This is a genomic window from Bacillus sp. 05T22 (assembly GCF_056396765.1).
In genome coordinates, this window is the sequence record NZ_JBFTMC010000007.1 from 80,535 (window position 1) to 96,041 (window position 15,507).

Here is a 15,507-nt window from a genome sequence, read left to right on the forward strand (position 1 = left end):
TAGACAAAAAGAGGACGTCCTTGTAAGAACATCCTCCTCATAATAAAGGTGATAATAAACGATATGCCGATTCTACAATTCGCTTATGAAGGCGGCGTTTATGAAAATGATCCACATGAATTTCACTGGATTCTTGCAAATCCTCTTCAAAATCCTTAACAAGCTTTCGAATACTATCTGTATCATATAAAAAGGCATTCACCTCAAAGTTTAAATGAAAGCTTCTCATATCCATATTCGCTGTCCCAATTGATGCTAAATCAGAATCGACAATGACAATTTTACTGTGAAGGAAACCTTTTTCATATTCGTATACCTTTACCCCTGCATCTAATAACTCCGGAAAATAAGACCTTGATGCATAAAACACCGTTCGTTTATCCGGTTTACTCGGCATTAATAAACGGACATCAATGCCCGCAAGAGCTGCTACTTTTAATGCAGATAAAATATCATCATCTGGAATAAAATAAGGTGTAGCAATCCATATAGACTTCCTTGCCGAAGCGATCATCGCAAAATAAAGATGCTTAATTGTCTCCCATTTATTATCTGGCCCACCTGCGACAAGTTGGACACCGCCCCAATGATCGCCATCCACTGCTTCCACCTGTAAATACTCAGGTGCTAATACTGCTTCCCCTGTCATATAGAACCAGTCTTGTACGAATATGAGTTGCAGGCTTTGAACGGCCTCACCTCGTAAATACAAATGTGTATCTCGCCAAAATCCAAAATATTTATTTTTCCCTAAATACTCATCACCAATATTCAGTCCGCCCACAAAACCTTCATTCCCATCAATGACAACGATTTTTCGGTGATTTCGATAATTAATTTTATCGTTCAAAATCGGAAAACGCACTGGAAAGAAAGGAATCATCTCGACACCTGCATCGTTTAATTCATCGATATAAGCATTTGACAGCTTAAAACTTCCAACCGCATCATATAAAAAACGGACGGTAACACCTTCCTGTGCCTTCTGAATTAAAATGTCTTTAATTTGTGTACCAAGCTTGTCATCACGTACAATATAATACTCCATATGGATATGATGCTTCGCTTTTTGCAATCCTGCTAAAATTGCTTGAAACGTTTCATCCCCATTCGTTAACACTTTTGTTTCTGTCTGAAATGAAATATTTAACGCACCAAGCCGATCCGCTAAACGAAATAGCAGTTCTTGATGTTTATGATTCTGTAAAATGCGTTCTTGATAATCTTCATGTCCTTTGTACTGTAAGAAAGCTTGTTCATCCAAAAGAGCCTTCTTTTGAAACATTCGTTTTCTGCGGAAATTTTGTCCAAACAATAAATACGCAAAGAAACCAAATACAGGAAAAATACCGAGTACAATTAACCATGTCAATGTTTTAGATGGATGCCGATTTTCCAAGAAAATAACACAGCCAATTAAAAATGCAGAAACAGTAAATACAATACTTATAAATCCTAAAAACGAAATATCCTTTATGCCTATAACATCCGAATAAAATGCTACATCAATAAACATTCGTAACGAAACAAAGACTGTGAATAAACCTAGAAAAAAGAAAAGTAACTTTAATGTATTTTTCATTCCTACCCCCCTTACTTACATAGCTTTTCTACTCTTATCATACCCATCATATAAAAAGCCGATTTCATAATATTGAAATCGGCCTACGTTTTAGGAGGAAAATGACTGCGAATCGTCTCAAGTGCGTGTTCTTTAACAACCTGTTTACCGTACTCACTTACACGGTGAACCGTTAAAGTAGACTCTTCCCCATATTCTAAAATAACACTTAGAATACGGTCAATTTCTTCTTCATCGTGTAGCACTTCATCAAATTCAACATATACATAATAGCGGTCTTCAAACGAATACAATTCATCTTTTATATCTTCAAATATAAGACGATGACTTAACGAAATAACGTCTTCAAAATCATCAAATTTAATTAAAAAGCCAAATGTTCCATCTTCGTTAAAGTTTGTTCCCGCTTCCATCTCTTCCTCTAACTCTTGTTGAAATAGTGATTCAATCCGCTCATCTAGAGGAATATCAATGATTTTATCTAGACCTATTGGTAATTCTAATTTTTGTCCATCTTTTGAAAGCTGTGCTTTCGTTACAAGTACTTCAATGCCTTTATCCATCGCCTGTACTTGGATCCATAGTGGCCCATCAATAAAGAAATCATCATGATCGCGAGCTTCATCCATCATTTCCCAAAACAATTGTTCGCTTCGTTCACGATTGTACCAAATCTCTTCTCGATTAAACCCTCTATCTTCTATATCAACGTACGTAATAAAAAACTTCATCGTATGATCGTTAATTCTTTCAATGTCCAAAATCCAACTCTCCCTTCCTATTCGGAATTGTTATGAAGGGATTCCCCACTCATATGACAAATCAATAGATTCTTGTACTTTCATTTTATGATAAGATTCTCCAGAATGGAAATAAAATCGTTTCATTTTAGAAAAACAGTCATTCGCCTAGATTATTCTATGCTAATACATCATACTTCCTTCCTCTTATATATTCCATTATATACACTTGCGATATAAACTCCCTCATTCCTTCTTAATAAAAAATCGGACATACAATTCCACCTAGCGCCGTACAATTGTAATAGAGCTGGTCAAGCTTTTTCGTTTCATACATACAGCTGCACCTATATTACTGATTAAAACAGAATAAATGGAGGAAAAATGATGGAGTTAGATTTTTTGACATCTATACTAATGATTGTCGGTATCGATGTTGTACTAGGCGGTGATAACGCAATTGTAATTGCGCTTGCAAGCCGAAACTTACCTGAATCTAAACGGAATAAAGCTATTTTTATTGGTACGGTCCTAGCAATCGTGCTGCGAATTCTCCTTACAATACTTGCTGTATACTTACTCGATATTCCCTTCTTACAACTTATTGGTGGCATMTTACTTACACTGATTGCTGTAAATTTACTAACCGACAATAATAATGACCTTTCTTCTATACAAGGAAAAACGACATTATTTCAAGCAATCCGTACAATTGTATTTGCCGATCTCGTTATGGGTTTTGATAATGTCCTTGCGATTGCTGGAGCGGCTCATGGAAATTTTACACTCGTAATTATCGGATTATTAATTTCCATCCCTATTATTATTTGGGGAAGCAAACTCATCTTACTATTTATGGAGCGGTTTCCTTTTCTCATTTATTGCGGAGGAGCAGTTCTTGCTTACACGGCTGGCAGAATGATCACCCATGAAGCGAGACTTGCGAACTTTTTCCAGCATAACCCGACCTTTGCAACAAGTATACCCTTCCTCTTTATTTTCACAGTATTAACAATCGGGTTTATTGTTCAGCATATCAAATTAGGGAATGTAAAGTAAAACTTGTATTTCTTGATTTGATATAGATTTATATAAATCCAAATTGAAAAACCAACATCAAACCATTCTTTTTGGGTGGAAGAGAGCATCCGGCCATGCATAGAAGCGGTCAGTTCCTTTTTTCGCCCCATGCCATGTAAAAAACAAAAAGAGGAAATAAGTGGAGAACTGTTTTTGTTTTCATAGCCGCAGCTAATGTGTCGAAAAATCAAAATAGAGTTATCTACAAATACTGAGACAACTACTTAATATATGAGAAAACCTTCTACTGTGAGGTAGAAGGTTTTCATATACAAAACTTTTAATATTAATTTACAAGACGCTGTGCCTCACGTAACTGAAATGTTCTTACTGTACGTGGTAAGAAACGACGAATTTCATCTTCGTTATAACCTACTTGAAGACGTTTTTCGTCAATCATAATAGGACGACGTAAAATGCCTGGGTAGTCACGAATCATCTTATATAAATCTTGAAGTGGTAAAGATTCTAAGTTAACGTTTAACTCTTGGAAAACTTTCGAACGAGTTGAAATAATCTCATCCGTTCCGCTTTCTGTCATCCGTAAAATTTCTTTAATTTCCTCAATCGTTAATGGATCTGAGAAAATATTACGTTCTGTATAAGGAATATGATTTTCCTCTAGCCATAATTTCGCCTTTCTACAAGACGTACAACTTGGAGAACTATATAGTGTTACCATACAAGACTCACTCTCCTTAAAGAGTACAAATTCTGTACTAATTACAGTTTAAATTTCTATTTCCCAGCAATCCTTCACTATGACTTGTCTTACAACAAAATGAAAAATTGCTTTCGATGTAAACAACAACTTATGAGCAAGCAAATTTTATTAAACAACAATTACTTTAAATAAGTAACTTCTATAATCATTATACAATAGATTCAGAAAGAAATATACAGTAAATTTCCTTACTAATAGGGAAAACACCATATGTCTTTAACTGTTGCTTAGGACCAGTAAAGCTGGCATAAATACTTGAAGACATAAGCCCTATATCCCATTCGTATACGTCTTTAGAACTATTTTTTTTTGATAGACTCTCTTTCATATAATGTACTTCACCACATGTTTCCGATAGCGCTTTATTACCTTTTTCTGATAAAACAATGGTGAAATGTAAGACTTACTGCTATGTAAAACAGTCACGAAAAAGAACGTTCGTTCTCGTTAATTTTATCAAACCTCATTATTATTGTCTAGACTATTTTTAAGTAAAATAATTATTTTCTAACTTTTCTTTCTTTTTAACTTTTTTTCTCATACAATAATGATACAGACAGGCAAAGGGGGAATTTTCATATGGTTGCTTTTTTTATTGATTTTGCAATTGTCGCTGCCCTCGTCATCGGAATTACAGCATTGATTGGTGTCATTACGAATAGCATCGGTGAAAAGCTATTTGGTGGGAAAGAGAAAATGAAATTTGTTGATAAAAGTGCGGAAATACAATCTGGATGGAGGCAAGTTGGCGGCAAAGGGATTTATAAAAAACGAACATACTAAAAAGAAGCAGGAAATTCCCTGCTTCTTTTTAAATTATTTTCCGACAGATGCCCACTTGAAGCTTAAATCTCCGCCATAATTATGCTTATAAATATCTTTAACTGTTCCTCTTTGTAAATAAGCCGCACTACGTTGATATACAGGAGCAATTGCTGCATCATCCATAAGCATTTTTTCTGCTTCAAGTAAACTATTCCAGCGCGCTTTTACATCGCTTCCATCCGTCTTTGCTTTCGTGATAATTTCATCATATTTCGGATTAGAATATTTCATTTTATTTTGCGCGCCATCTGTTATAAACATATCAAGGTAAGTTACTGGATCTGGGAAGTCTGGACTCCATCCAGCAAATGTCATGTCATAGTCTCCACTTTCTTCAAGTTTAAGCTTTTGTGCAAATGGCTGTTGCTTAATTTTCAGCGTGAAACCTGGTAAGTTCTTTTCTAACTCACCTTTTAAATACTCCCCTATTCTCTTAGATAAATCTACATCGTCATTTAACAACTCAATTTCAATTTTATCTTTACCTAATTCTTTTTTGCCTGCTTCCCAATATTTCTTTGCTTCTTTCGCATTTGCTTTTACTAACTCCCCATTTTCAGATCGGAAGTCTTTTTTATCTGGCCCTGTTATAAATTTGCTTGGAATTAATCCCGTCGCTTCAGTAGAGCCATTGTTTAAAATCGTATCAACAAGTGGTTTACGTTCAAAAGCAAGAGAGATTGCTTTACGTATATTTTTATTTGCTAAAGCTTCATTTTTCTGATTGAAACGAAGGAAGAATACAGAAGCTTCATTTGCAGTTTTAAAATCTTTGTCCCCTTTATATTTATCAACAAACTCAGATCTCAAAATAACACGATCTATCGCTTTTGTATCATATAAATTAATCGCTGTTGCCATGTCTTTTACAATATTAAAATTCACTTCTTCTAGCTTCACTTCTTTATTGTCCCAGTATGATGGGTTTTTCTTGATTTGGAAACTTCTCTCATGCTTCCAGTCACTTAATACGAATGGGCCATTATATAGTGTTGTGTTTGCCTCTAGACCAAACTTGTCCCCTTGTTCCTTTGCATACTTTTCATTTACAGGATAAAACAGTGGATAAATCATTAAATTTTCAAAGTAAGGAACTGGATGTTCTAATTCTACTTCTAATGTATAATCATCAATAGCCTTTACACCTAATTGATCTGGCGTCATTTCTTTTTTATTGATTTTCTGAGCGTTTTTAACATCAAACATAATATATGCTGATACTGCTGCTTTATCTGGATTAATTGCTCGTTGCCAAGCATATACAAAGTCTTTCGCTGTTACAGGATCTCCATTTGACCACTTCGCATCTTCGCGTAATTTAAACGTGTACTTTTTTCCATCTTCTGATTTTTCACTTGATTTCGCTACACCTGGAACGAGTTTATCCCCTTTATCAAGGCGGTATAGCCCTTCCATCGTATTATTCATCACTCGCGATGATACTGCATCAGCTGATAACGCTGTGTCCATCGTTGGAATTTCTTGTGTTTCAGTTAAATTTATAACTTGTTTCGCATTATTATTGCCGCTTTCCCCTTTTGCTTTCGCTTGCGACTCATCTTTTTGATAACTACATGCCCCTAAAACCATGCTCATCGCTATTGTCGACGCTACTAAAACTGGTACTTTTTTCTTCATCCTTCCATCCCCCTAAAAAAATGTTAGCCCTTTCATTTTCAAACAGAAAGAAATATTTATATGTTCTAATAATTCATATTATACATATAAATATATTATTTGTATATTTATTTTTCTATCTCATTAAAATTTTCTGTTAACATAATATTTTTTGTAAACGTTTTATATTACTTGTTTTCCTGCCTGAAATACTAAATATATCTGTTTTTATAATCATCTAAATTATCAGAGTATAATTAATTTTATATCACATAATATCTTTTGTATAATTATTCCCTTCTAATATGCACCATTTTGATCTTTCAACATATAAGTCACAGCTTTGAAAATAAAAGAAGATCTCCACTGCTTTTCTCCTTTTGTTTTCACGCGGCATGGGGCGAAAAAAGGGGATGATCGCTTCTACGCATGAACGGACGCTCTCTCCCAACCAAAAAAAAGGATTTTTATTGGTTTTTCAATTTGTACTTATATATGTCCTGTTTTTTCGAAATATATATTTATCATTTCAACCGAGAAGACCCCCTCCTCTAAATGAAGTGAAGGTGGGGGTAGTTCAATAACCAAGCTGCAAAATGAATGCAAGTGTTGCTGAAGTGTGTTAAGATACATTTTGTTTCAAAAAGGATATCGGTAAAGTGGGGGATGATATGACAGAGATTACGTCCAAAAAAGGGCAGGGAGAAAAATTAAATTTATTTTTCTTAACATGGCCCATTTTTTTAGAGGTTTTTCTTTTTATGTTAATGGGGATTGCTGATACTTTTATGCTAAGTGCACTATCAGATGACGCGGTATCAGGTGTTGGGGCAGCGAATCAATACCTTCATATCGCAATATTAGTATTAGAAGTAATCGGAAACGGGGCCGCAATTGTTGTTTCTCAGTACCTTGGTTCTAAACGATATATGGAAGCATCAAAAATATCAGCTTTAGCGGTAACATTAAACTTAGGAGTCGGGCTCATCATAAGCGCCGGTTTTCTTTTATTTTCGAAAAATATGATGATAGCGATGAATTTACAAGGTGACGTATTAACTTACGCACAAAATTATTTATCAATTGTTGGGGGAGCAATCTTTCTTCAAGCCATTATCAATTCACTGGCTGCCATTATTCGTGTTCATGGATTTACAAAACAAGCAATGTGGATTTCATTAGGAATGAACATTTTTCATATTGCTGGAAACTATGTACTTATTTTCGGGAAATTCGGTTTTCCAGAAATGGGCGTTCAAGGTGCTGCTATATCATCATCTTTCAGCCGTTTAATCGCACTCATTGTCTTCTTCTGGTTACTATACCGCGTCATGGAATATCGCGTGAAGTTGAACTACTACATTACATTATCAAAAGAATATATCGGCAAGATTTTAAAGATTGGTATTCCAGCGGCTTTTGAACAAGTTATGTACCAAGCATGTCAAATTGTCTTTTTATATTATGCGACATACTTAGGAGCAGAATCATTAGCTGCAAGACAGTATGCAACAAATATTTCAATGTTTACTTACTTATTCGCTATCGCCATCGGAATGGGAACAGCGATCATTGTTGGGCGTTTAGTCGGTGGAAATGAGAAAGACGAAGCATATGTACGTGTATGGAAAAGTGTAAAGTGGGCCATTGGTGTTACGTTATGTATGGTCATTCTCGTCATAACATTTCGCACGCAGTTAATGGGGTTATTTACAGATAATCCTCATGTCATCGCTCTAGGAGCAACCGTTCTTTTATTAAGTATTCTACTAGAAACAGGCCGAACGATGAATATTGTCATCATTAATTCCTTGCGCGCAGCAGGTGATGCAAAATATCCAGTTTTAATTGGCGCATTCTCAATGGTATTAATGAGTTTACCACTTGGCTACTTTTTTGTATTTTATTTGCACATGGGACTGCCCGGCATTTGGTTAGCCATTGCGATTGATGAATGGACACGCGCCATCATTATGTTCTTCCGCTGGAAAAGCAGAGCATGGGAAAATTATGCACTTGTTAAACCGGAGACTTCTGAAGAATCAGCTCCTGTTCAAGCTTAATATTAATGTTGATATTCAGAAAAAACAGGTTGGAGAAAGCCTTCTCCAACCTGTTTTTGTGTTGTTCTTTATCGGAACGCCGATATATTTTGAGGAACGGTCGATATATTTGGATTTGCGCCGATAAAATTTCATTTACTATTTTTCTATCACCCCACTCTATTGCTGAAATCTCTACCCCAGCTTTTCCTTCTCTCCTTTTGTTTTCACTCGGCATGGGGCGAAAAAAGGACCTGACCGCTTCTACGCTTGGGCGGATCCTCTCTCCCATCCAATAAGAAAAGGTTTATATCAGTTTTCTTATTTGTATTTATATAAAAAAGAAGCGACCTCTCCAGCCGCTTCTTTTCTATTATTGATAGATTTCTTTATATTTCTTGTATTCTGCTTCTGAACAAAGAACAAAATGTCCAGGGCGAATTTCTCGCATAGTAGGCGTTTCATTACCATATTGATGCTGAGATGGATCATATACGATACGCTTACGATTGCGTTCATAATCCGGATCTGGAAGCGGAATTGCTGATAATAGTGATTTTGTATACGGATGAATTGGATTCTCGTATAGCTCATCACTGCTTGTTAATTCAACAATTTGTCCGCGGTACATAACACCAATGCGATCACTGATGTATTTTACCATCGATAAGTCATGGGCAATGAATAAATATGTTAAGCCTTTTTCTCTTTGCAGTTGTTTCAGTAAGTTTACAACTTGCGCCTGAATGGATACGTCAAGTGCTGAAATTGGTTCATCCGCAATAATAAATTCTGGTTCTACCGCAAGTGCACGAGCAATTCCGATACGTTGACGTTGTCCACCAGAGAACTCATGCGGGAAACGATTGGCATGCTCTTTATTTAACCCAACTGTGTTCAATAATTCATGCACACGATCCATACGTTCTTTTTTGCTTTTTGCTAAACCGTGAATATCAATGCCTTCTGCAATAATATCTCCAACTGTCATACGAGGATTTAATGATGCGTATGGATCTTGGAAAATCATTTGCATTTTACGATTAAATTTCTTTAGTTCTGTACGTGATTTTTTACCATGTACGTTTTCACCATCGAACAATACTTCACCAGCAGTTGCATCATATAACCTGATAATCGTTCTACCAGTTGTTGATTTTCCGCAACCAGATTCCCCTACAAGTCCAAATGTTTCACCGCGGTAAATATCAAATGAAATGTCGTTGACCGCTTTTACAACACCACCACTAACGTTGAAGTGCTGCTTTACATTTTTTACTTCAATTAATTTTTCACGTTGATTAGTCATGTTGTTCACCTGCTTTCATTTGAAGAATTCGTTTTTGAACGACTTCTGGCGGTTGTACTTCTGGTGCTTGCTCATGAAGTAACCATGTTGCCGCATAATGTGTATCACTAACTTTAAATAATGGTGGTTCCATTTCAAAGTCAATTTTTAGTGCCTGTGGGTTACGTGGTGCAAATGCATCCCCTTTCGGCGGTTTTAATAAATCTGGAGGTGTTCCAGGAATTGCATATAACTCTGCTTCTGAACCATCTAAACTTGGCATAGATGCGATTAATCCCCATGTATACGGGTGTTTTGGGTTGTAGAAAATTTCATCAACCGTACCAATTTCAACGACTTTACCTGCATACATAACAGCAACTCTGTCCGCAACGTTTGCTACTACACCTAAATCATGCGTAATGAAAATAATCGCCGCTTCTGTTTTCTGTTGAATGTCCTTCATAAGCTCTAAAATTTGTGCTTGAATTGTAACGTCAAGTGCTGTTGTCGGCTCATCCGCAATCAATAGTTTCGGATTACAAGCTAATGCCATCGCAATAACAACACGCTGTCTCATACCACCAGAGAATTGGTGTGGGTATTGCTTTAAACGTGCTTCTGGATTTGGAATTCCAACAAGATCAAGCAGTTCTAACGCAACTTTACGCGCATCCGCTTTGCTCATCCCTTGGTGTTTAATAAGACCTTCCATAATTTGATTACCGATTGTCATCGTTGGATTTAGTGATGTCATCGGATCTTGGAAAATCATTGCAATTTCTTTCCCGCGTACTTGCTGCATTTCTTTTTCCGTTAATTTTGTTAAGTCACGACCCTCAAAGACAATTTCTCCATTTTTAATACGTCCTGGAGGATTTGGGATTAATCCCATTAGCGCTTTCGAAGTAACTGATTTCCCAGAACCAGATTCTCCTACAATCGCTAATGTTTCTCCCTTTTTCAAATCAAATGTAACTCCGCGAACAGCTTGTACTTCACCAGCATGTGTATCAAAGGAGACTTGTAAATCTTTTACCTCTAACAATGTTTTCATTTTCACTTCTCCTCCCTCGTTTACTTACGCATTTTTGGATCTAACGCATCGCGTAATCCATCTGCCATTAAGTTAAATGCTAAAATTAACATACTGATGACAACCGCAGGGATGAACATCATATGTGGATACGTTTGAATTGACTTATATCCATCATTTACAAGAGAACCAAGTGATGCAGTTGGCGGCTGAATACCAAGACCAATGAAGCTTAAGAATGCTTCACCAAACACCGCTGTAGGAATTGTAAACATTGTCATAACGATAATTGGTCCCATTACGTTCGGAATTAAATGCTTCACAATTAATTGTGTGTTTGTTGCACCTAACGTACGAGATGCTAATACATATTCTTGGTTTTTTAATTTTAATACTTGTCCACGTACAATCCGCGACATTCCAATCCAACCTGTAATTGCCATCGCAAGTGTAATTGACCAAATACCTGAACCCATAATAATTACCATCAAAATAACGATAATTAAATACGGAATACCATTAATAATTTCCATGATACGCTGCATAATATTATCTACTCGTCCACCGTAGAACGCTGAAATACCTCCATATGCAACCCCAATTACTAAATCAATCGCCGCCGCTAACAGGGCGATATATAATGATACGCGTGTTCCTTCCCATGTTCTTGTCCATAAGTCACGCCCTAGATCATCTGTACCAAACCAGAAATACTCTTTAATATCACGTTTCTCATATTGATCAACACCATATTGATCTGTACCATCAAACGGTAACCAATGAATATTTTCGATCACTGGAATTTTTGGTGGCATTTTTGCACGGCCTAAGTCTTGTTCTTTATAGGAATGTTTACTTACCATCGGTCCTAAAATTGCCATAAGTGTAATAATAATCAGTAATACAAGACCAAACATTGCCCCTTTATGCTGGAACAAACGTCTTCTTACATCTTGCCAAAAAGTTAAGCTTGGACGGGCAATGACTTCATTATCAACATTGCTTTGATTGGCTGGTTGAAATAAATCTGGAGATAATTTTTGTACATCTTTCATCATTTTTTCCCTCCCGCTAGACGAATACGAGGATCAATAATTCCGTATAAAATATCCACAATAAAGATGACTAAAATAAAGATTGCACTATAGAAAATTGTTGTTCCCATAATAACTGTATAGTCATTTAATGTTATCGATTTAACGAATTGCTCCCCAAGTCCAGGTACAGCAAAAATTTGTTCAATAACAAGCGTCCCTGTAATTAATCCCGCAACCATTGGTCCTAAAATTGTAACAACTGGAATCAATGCATTACGAAGTGCATGTTTTATAATAATGACACCTTGACTAATTCCTTTTGCTTTTGCTGTTAAAATATAATCTGCTTGCATTACTTCAATTAACTCCGCACGAGCGAAACGTGCAATTGTCGCAGTAACTGCCATCGATAAAGCAACCGTTGGCATGACTGTAAATTCAGGACCTTTCCAGAATGCAACTGGGAACCAACCAAGTTTTACCCCTACAAAATATTGTAGTAACGCCGCAAATACAAAGGATGGTACCGACATTCCGAGTACAGAAATAATGGTTGCCCCGTAATCGACCCATGTATTATTACGAAGCGCTGCGATAATTCCTAAGATTAATCCAATAAATGTACCTAACAAGATTGCTTGTAAACCAAGCTGTGCCGATGGTCCAATACGATCAACAATCATATCCGTTACAGGACGGTTATCGTACTGGAATGATACTCCTAAATCACCTTTTGCTAAGTTTCCTAAGTAGCGCGCATATTGCACTGGTACCGGATCATTTAAACCGTATTTTTCCAAAATGATTTCTTTTTGCGCCGGAGATAATTTCTCTTGGTTCTTAAGCGGAGAACCCGGTAGTAATTTCATTAAAAAGAATGTCAACGTAGTGATTAAAAATAATGTCAAAGCCATGTACACGAAACGTTTTAATGCATAACGTCCCATAATCAAGCACCTCCCCATTTTTCTCAAAAGCAATAAGATAGTTTGAAATATTCTTACTTTTATTTTTTAAAATAAGAGCATATGCCCATCATAGGCATATACCCTTATTCATGATGGAAACCATTTTTATTTTTTGACTTCAACCCATTTGTAGCTAAATTCGCCACCATATTTATGTTCTAGCAACCCTGTAATAGAGCTGCGTTGTAAATATGCTTTTCCTGGTTGATATACTGGAGCAATTGCTGCATCATCCAACAATTGTTTTTCAGCTTTCAACAGTGCATCCCAACGAGATTGTACATCTGTCTCTACTTTTGCCTTCTTAATTAATTCGTCATATGCTGGATTTGCATAGTTGACTTTGTTTTGCGGATTTCCTGTTGTATACATATCTAGGAATGCCATCGGATCCATATAATCTGGGGCCCATCCTGCATACGACATTGCATATTCTCCACTTGCTTCAAGTTTTAATTTTTGTGCAAATGGCTGCATTTTCATTGAAATTGTTAAGCCTGGTAAATTCTTTTCAAATTGCCCTTTTAAATACTCACCGATTTTCTTAGCATCATCTGTATCAAAGTTCAGCAACTCTAAATCTACTTTATCAACACCAAGTTCTTTTTTACCAGCTTCCCAATATTTTTGAGCCTCTTTTATATCTTCTTTGATCAGATTTCCATTTTCTTCACGGAAGTCTTTTCCATTTCGTCCTTTCGCTAAACCTTTCGGAACAAAACCGTATATCCCCTGTGAACCATCGTTTAAAATAACTTTCCCGATATTTTCACGTTCAAAGGCCATTGATATTGCTTTACGGATGTTCTTATTCGCTAAGAACTTGTTCTTTTCGTTTAAACGAATAAACTGTGTAGAAGGTTTCTTAATTGTCTTGAAATCAGAATCTTTTTTGTATTTATCTACAAATTCTGATGTCAATACGACACGATCAATTGCATTTGTTTCATATAAATTTATTGCAGTTGAACGATCCTTTAGAATATTGAAGTTTACTTCTTCCAGCTTCACTACTTTATTGTCCCAGTACGTCTCATTTTTCTTAAGCTGGAAACTTTGTTCATGTTTCCACTCATTTAAGACGAACGGACCGTTATAGAGCGTCGTATTAGATTCTAATCCAAATTTATCCCCTTGTTCTTTTACGAACTTTTCATTTAATGGATAGAATGTTGGATATACCGTTAAGCTAACAAAGTAAGGAACAGGGTTGTCTAATTCCACTTCTAGCGTGTGATCATCAATTGCTTTTACGCCAAGTTCTTCAACTGGCAACTCTTTTTTATTAATTTTTTCTGCATTCTTTACATCGAATAATATGTAAGCAAATTTTGCACCTGTATTTGAATCGACAGCTCGTCTCCAAGAATATACAAAGTCTTTAGCTGTTACAGGTTCCCCATTAGACCACTTCGCATCATCACGTAATTTAAATACGTACTTCTTACCACCTTCCGTTTTCTCGTAAGACTTTGCCACACCTGGAACGAGTTTATCGTCTTTTCCAAGGCGATATAATCCTTCCATTGTGTTATTCATTATGTTAGAAGATGCCGCATCTGTTGATAATGTTGTATCCATTGTCGGAATTTCAGCAGCTTCAGGTAAATTTAGTACTTGTTTGCCTAAAGCACTGCCTTCTTTCGTACTCGCTTTCGTATCCTCTTGCTGATAACTACAAGTGCCAAGCATACTGACCGTCAATGTCGATGCAAGTATTAGTGGTATCTTTTTCTTCATATTGTACTACCTCCCCTAATTGCACCTCCTGTACCCCCACTTGATAAAAAGCAGAATTGAAAGAATAATCTCCAAGTTTCTACAATTTTCATTATACATATAATGTGACGATTGTGAATATAGTTTTTTGTTTTTTTGTTAAAATTTTTAATAAAATGTTTATTTTTTTTATTTTTTGTAAATGAGGTACTTAACATTGCTCTCATCATATTGAAAGAAAATACAAAATTGCGTATAATTTTCAAATAATTATCCCTAGTACTCATTATAACTTTTATAGTATAATAATTCTAGTAATATTTTGACGGAGGGGAACATTTTGAATAGACTTTATCTTCACACTTGTATATTAATATTATTAGCAATAATCGTTTCTAGCATTGGTGCATTCCTATTTCCAGCTCATTTTTTGTTGAATTTTGTCAATATCATGTTTTACATTGCATTATTTTTTATTATTTTGGGAGGTTTTTTATTTCTATTTCAAAGTGGATTTTTCAACATAACAATGTACGCTTTCCAAAAAGTATTTGGAACAAATAAAAAGGTAGAATCTTTAATTGAAGAAGAAGAATCAGCAATAGATAAAAAAGAAAGAATATATAAAACGTATTCTTTCACATGGACATACCCCATCTGCATTACAGGTGTTCTTTTAGGCCTCATCTCTACGGTCATTAGCTTTACTATTTTGATGTAGTTTGCAAACGTTTTTCCATATGATATAATAACTTGCAAAACATTTTGTTATAAAAAGCGCAAGTGGCTCGCTCAGAATGCGAGGGGGATGGAGCTCCTGACTTAGAGGCGCTTTTTGCCTCGCTGGAA

At 35.8% G+C, this 15,507-nt stretch carries 14 protein-coding genes; 4 read left to right on the forward strand and 10 right to left on the reverse strand.

Annotated features, from left to right (window positions below; genetic code table 11):
• Positions 1-37 precede the first annotated feature (37 nt).
• Positions 38-1,582 (reverse strand): cardiolipin synthase, encoded by a 1,545-nt coding sequence (cls, locus tag AC1DIT_RS04165; RefSeq protein ID WP_016113786.1) that lies wholly within the window; start codon positions 1,580-1,582, stop codon positions 38-40.
• An 83-nt stretch (positions 1,583-1,665) separates the two neighbouring features.
• Complete coding sequence (mecA, locus tag AC1DIT_RS04170) at positions 1,666-2,343, reverse strand: adaptor protein MecA (protein ID WP_016113785.1); 678 nt, start codon at positions 2,341-2,343, stop codon at positions 1,666-1,668.
• A 366-nt stretch (positions 2,344-2,709) separates the two neighbouring features.
• Here mecA and AC1DIT_RS04175 point away from each other — a divergent pair, with 366 nt between their 5' ends.
• Positions 2,710-3,381: a TerC family protein gene (locus AC1DIT_RS04175; RefSeq protein ID WP_016113784.1), complete on the forward strand. Its 672-nt coding sequence runs from the start codon at positions 2,710-2,712 to the stop codon at positions 3,379-3,381.
• Between the two features lie 307 nt (positions 3,382-3,688).
• Here AC1DIT_RS04175 and spx read toward each other — a convergent pair whose 3' ends face one another.
• Entirely contained in the window at positions 3,689-4,084 is a 396-nt protein-coding gene (spx, locus tag AC1DIT_RS04180) for a transcriptional regulator Spx (RefSeq protein WP_000258267.1), read from the reverse strand.
• 621 nt (positions 4,085-4,705) lie between these two features.
• Between spx and AC1DIT_RS04185 the strand changes: the two genes are divergently transcribed.
• Positions 4,706-4,909 (forward strand): hypothetical protein, encoded by a 204-nt coding sequence (locus AC1DIT_RS04185; protein ID WP_016131247.1) that lies wholly within the window; start codon positions 4,706-4,708, stop codon positions 4,907-4,909.
• A 33-nt stretch (positions 4,910-4,942) separates the two neighbouring features.
• Here AC1DIT_RS04185 and AC1DIT_RS04190 read toward each other — a convergent pair whose 3' ends face one another.
• Positions 4,943-6,589, reverse strand: coding sequence for a peptide ABC transporter substrate-binding protein (locus tag AC1DIT_RS04190; RefSeq protein WP_016113782.1), 1,647 nt, complete (start codon positions 6,587-6,589; stop codon positions 4,943-4,945).
• A 650-nt stretch (positions 6,590-7,239) separates the two neighbouring features.
• Here AC1DIT_RS04190 and AC1DIT_RS04195 point away from each other — a divergent pair.
• Positions 7,240-8,631, forward strand: coding sequence for an MATE family efflux transporter (locus tag AC1DIT_RS04195; RefSeq protein ID WP_016113781.1), 1,392 nt, complete (start codon positions 7,240-7,242; stop codon positions 8,629-8,631).
• Positions 8,632-8,983: 352 nt separating this feature from the next.
• On the opposite strand, the gene AC1DIT_RS04200 is transcribed toward AC1DIT_RS04195, so the two are convergent.
• The 6 genes from AC1DIT_RS04200 to AC1DIT_RS04225 all read right to left on the reverse strand — a co-directional run bounded on the left by AC1DIT_RS04200 (position 8,984) and on the right by AC1DIT_RS04225 (position 14,888).
• Entirely contained in the window at positions 8,984-9,919 is a 936-nt protein-coding gene (locus tag AC1DIT_RS04200) for an ABC transporter ATP-binding protein (protein ID WP_016113780.1), read from the reverse strand.
• Positions 9,912-10,955, reverse strand: a complete 1,044-nt coding sequence (locus tag AC1DIT_RS04205; protein ID WP_016113779.1) for an ABC transporter ATP-binding protein — start codon at positions 10,953-10,955, stop codon at positions 9,912-9,914. Before AC1DIT_RS04205 ends, AC1DIT_RS04200 begins: the two co-directional genes overlap by 8 nt.
• A gap of 20 nt (positions 10,956-10,975) precedes the next feature.
• Positions 10,976-11,992, reverse strand: coding sequence for an oligopeptide ABC transporter permease (gene opp3C / locus AC1DIT_RS04210; RefSeq protein ID WP_016113778.1), 1,017 nt, complete (start codon positions 11,990-11,992; stop codon positions 10,976-10,978).
• Positions 11,989-12,918: an oligopeptide ABC transporter permease gene (gene opp3b, locus AC1DIT_RS04215; protein ID WP_016113777.1), complete on the reverse strand. Its 930-nt coding sequence runs from the start codon at positions 12,916-12,918 to the stop codon at positions 11,989-11,991. Before opp3b ends, opp3C begins: the two co-directional genes overlap by 4 nt.
• A gap of 126 nt (positions 12,919-13,044) precedes the next feature.
• The gene (locus tag AC1DIT_RS04220; protein ID WP_016132592.1) at positions 13,045-14,679 is read right to left on the reverse strand and encodes a peptide ABC transporter substrate-binding protein; all 1,635 of its coding nucleotides are present in this window, start codon (positions 14,677-14,679) and stop codon (positions 13,045-13,047) included.
• Positions 14,676-14,888 carry a hypothetical protein gene (locus tag AC1DIT_RS04225; protein ID WP_033671046.1) on the reverse strand — a complete coding sequence of 71 codons (213 nt, stop codon included), beginning with the start codon at positions 14,886-14,888 and terminating at the stop codon, positions 14,676-14,678. The genes AC1DIT_RS04220 and AC1DIT_RS04225 overlap by 4 nt, the downstream gene beginning before the upstream one ends.
• Before the next feature lie 155 nt (positions 14,889-15,043).
• Here AC1DIT_RS04225 and AC1DIT_RS04230 point away from each other — a divergent pair, with 155 nt between their 5' ends.
• Positions 15,044-15,379 (forward strand): DUF3899 domain-containing protein, encoded by a 336-nt coding sequence (locus tag AC1DIT_RS04230; protein WP_375337739.1) that lies wholly within the window; start codon positions 15,044-15,046, stop codon positions 15,377-15,379.
• Positions 15,380-15,507: the final 128 nt, after the last annotated feature.

Bases quoted from the DNA above. Each gene is read 5' to 3' on its own strand.
- cls (WP_016113786.1), bottom strand. From the start codon at position 1,582: ATGAAAAATACATTAAAGTTACTTTTCTTTTTTCTAGGTTTATTCACA.
- spx (WP_000258267.1), bottom strand. From the start codon at position 4,084: ATGGTAACACTATATAGTTCTCCAAGTTGTACGTCTTGTAGAAAGGCG.
- AC1DIT_RS04185 (WP_016131247.1), top strand. From the start codon at position 4,706: ATGGTTGCTTTTTTTATTGATTTTGCAATTGTCGCTGCCCTCGTCATC.
- AC1DIT_RS04190 (WP_016113782.1), bottom strand. From the start codon at position 6,589: ATGAAGAAAAAAGTACCAGTTTTAGTAGCGTCGACAATAGCGATGAGC.
- AC1DIT_RS04195 (WP_016113781.1), top strand. From the start codon at position 7,240: ATGACAGAGATTACGTCCAAAAAAGGGCAGGGAGAAAAATTAAATTTA.
- AC1DIT_RS04200 (WP_016113780.1), bottom strand. From the start codon at position 9,919: ATGACTAATCAACGTGAAAAATTAATTGAAGTAAAAAATGTAAAGCAG.
- AC1DIT_RS04205 (WP_016113779.1), bottom strand. From the start codon at position 10,955: ATGAAAACATTGTTAGAGGTAAAAGATTTACAAGTCTCCTTTGATACA.
- opp3C (WP_016113778.1), bottom strand. From the start codon at position 11,992: ATGATGAAAGATGTACAAAAATTATCTCCAGATTTATTTCAACCAGCC.
- opp3b (WP_016113777.1), bottom strand. From the start codon at position 12,918: ATGGGACGTTATGCATTAAAACGTTTCGTGTACATGGCTTTGACATTA.
- AC1DIT_RS04220 (WP_016132592.1), bottom strand. From the start codon at position 14,679: ATGAAGAAAAAGATACCACTAATACTTGCATCGACATTGACGGTCAGT.
- AC1DIT_RS04225 (WP_033671046.1), bottom strand. From the start codon at position 14,888: ATGATGAGAGCAATGTTAAGTACCTCATTTACAAAAAATAAAAAAAAT.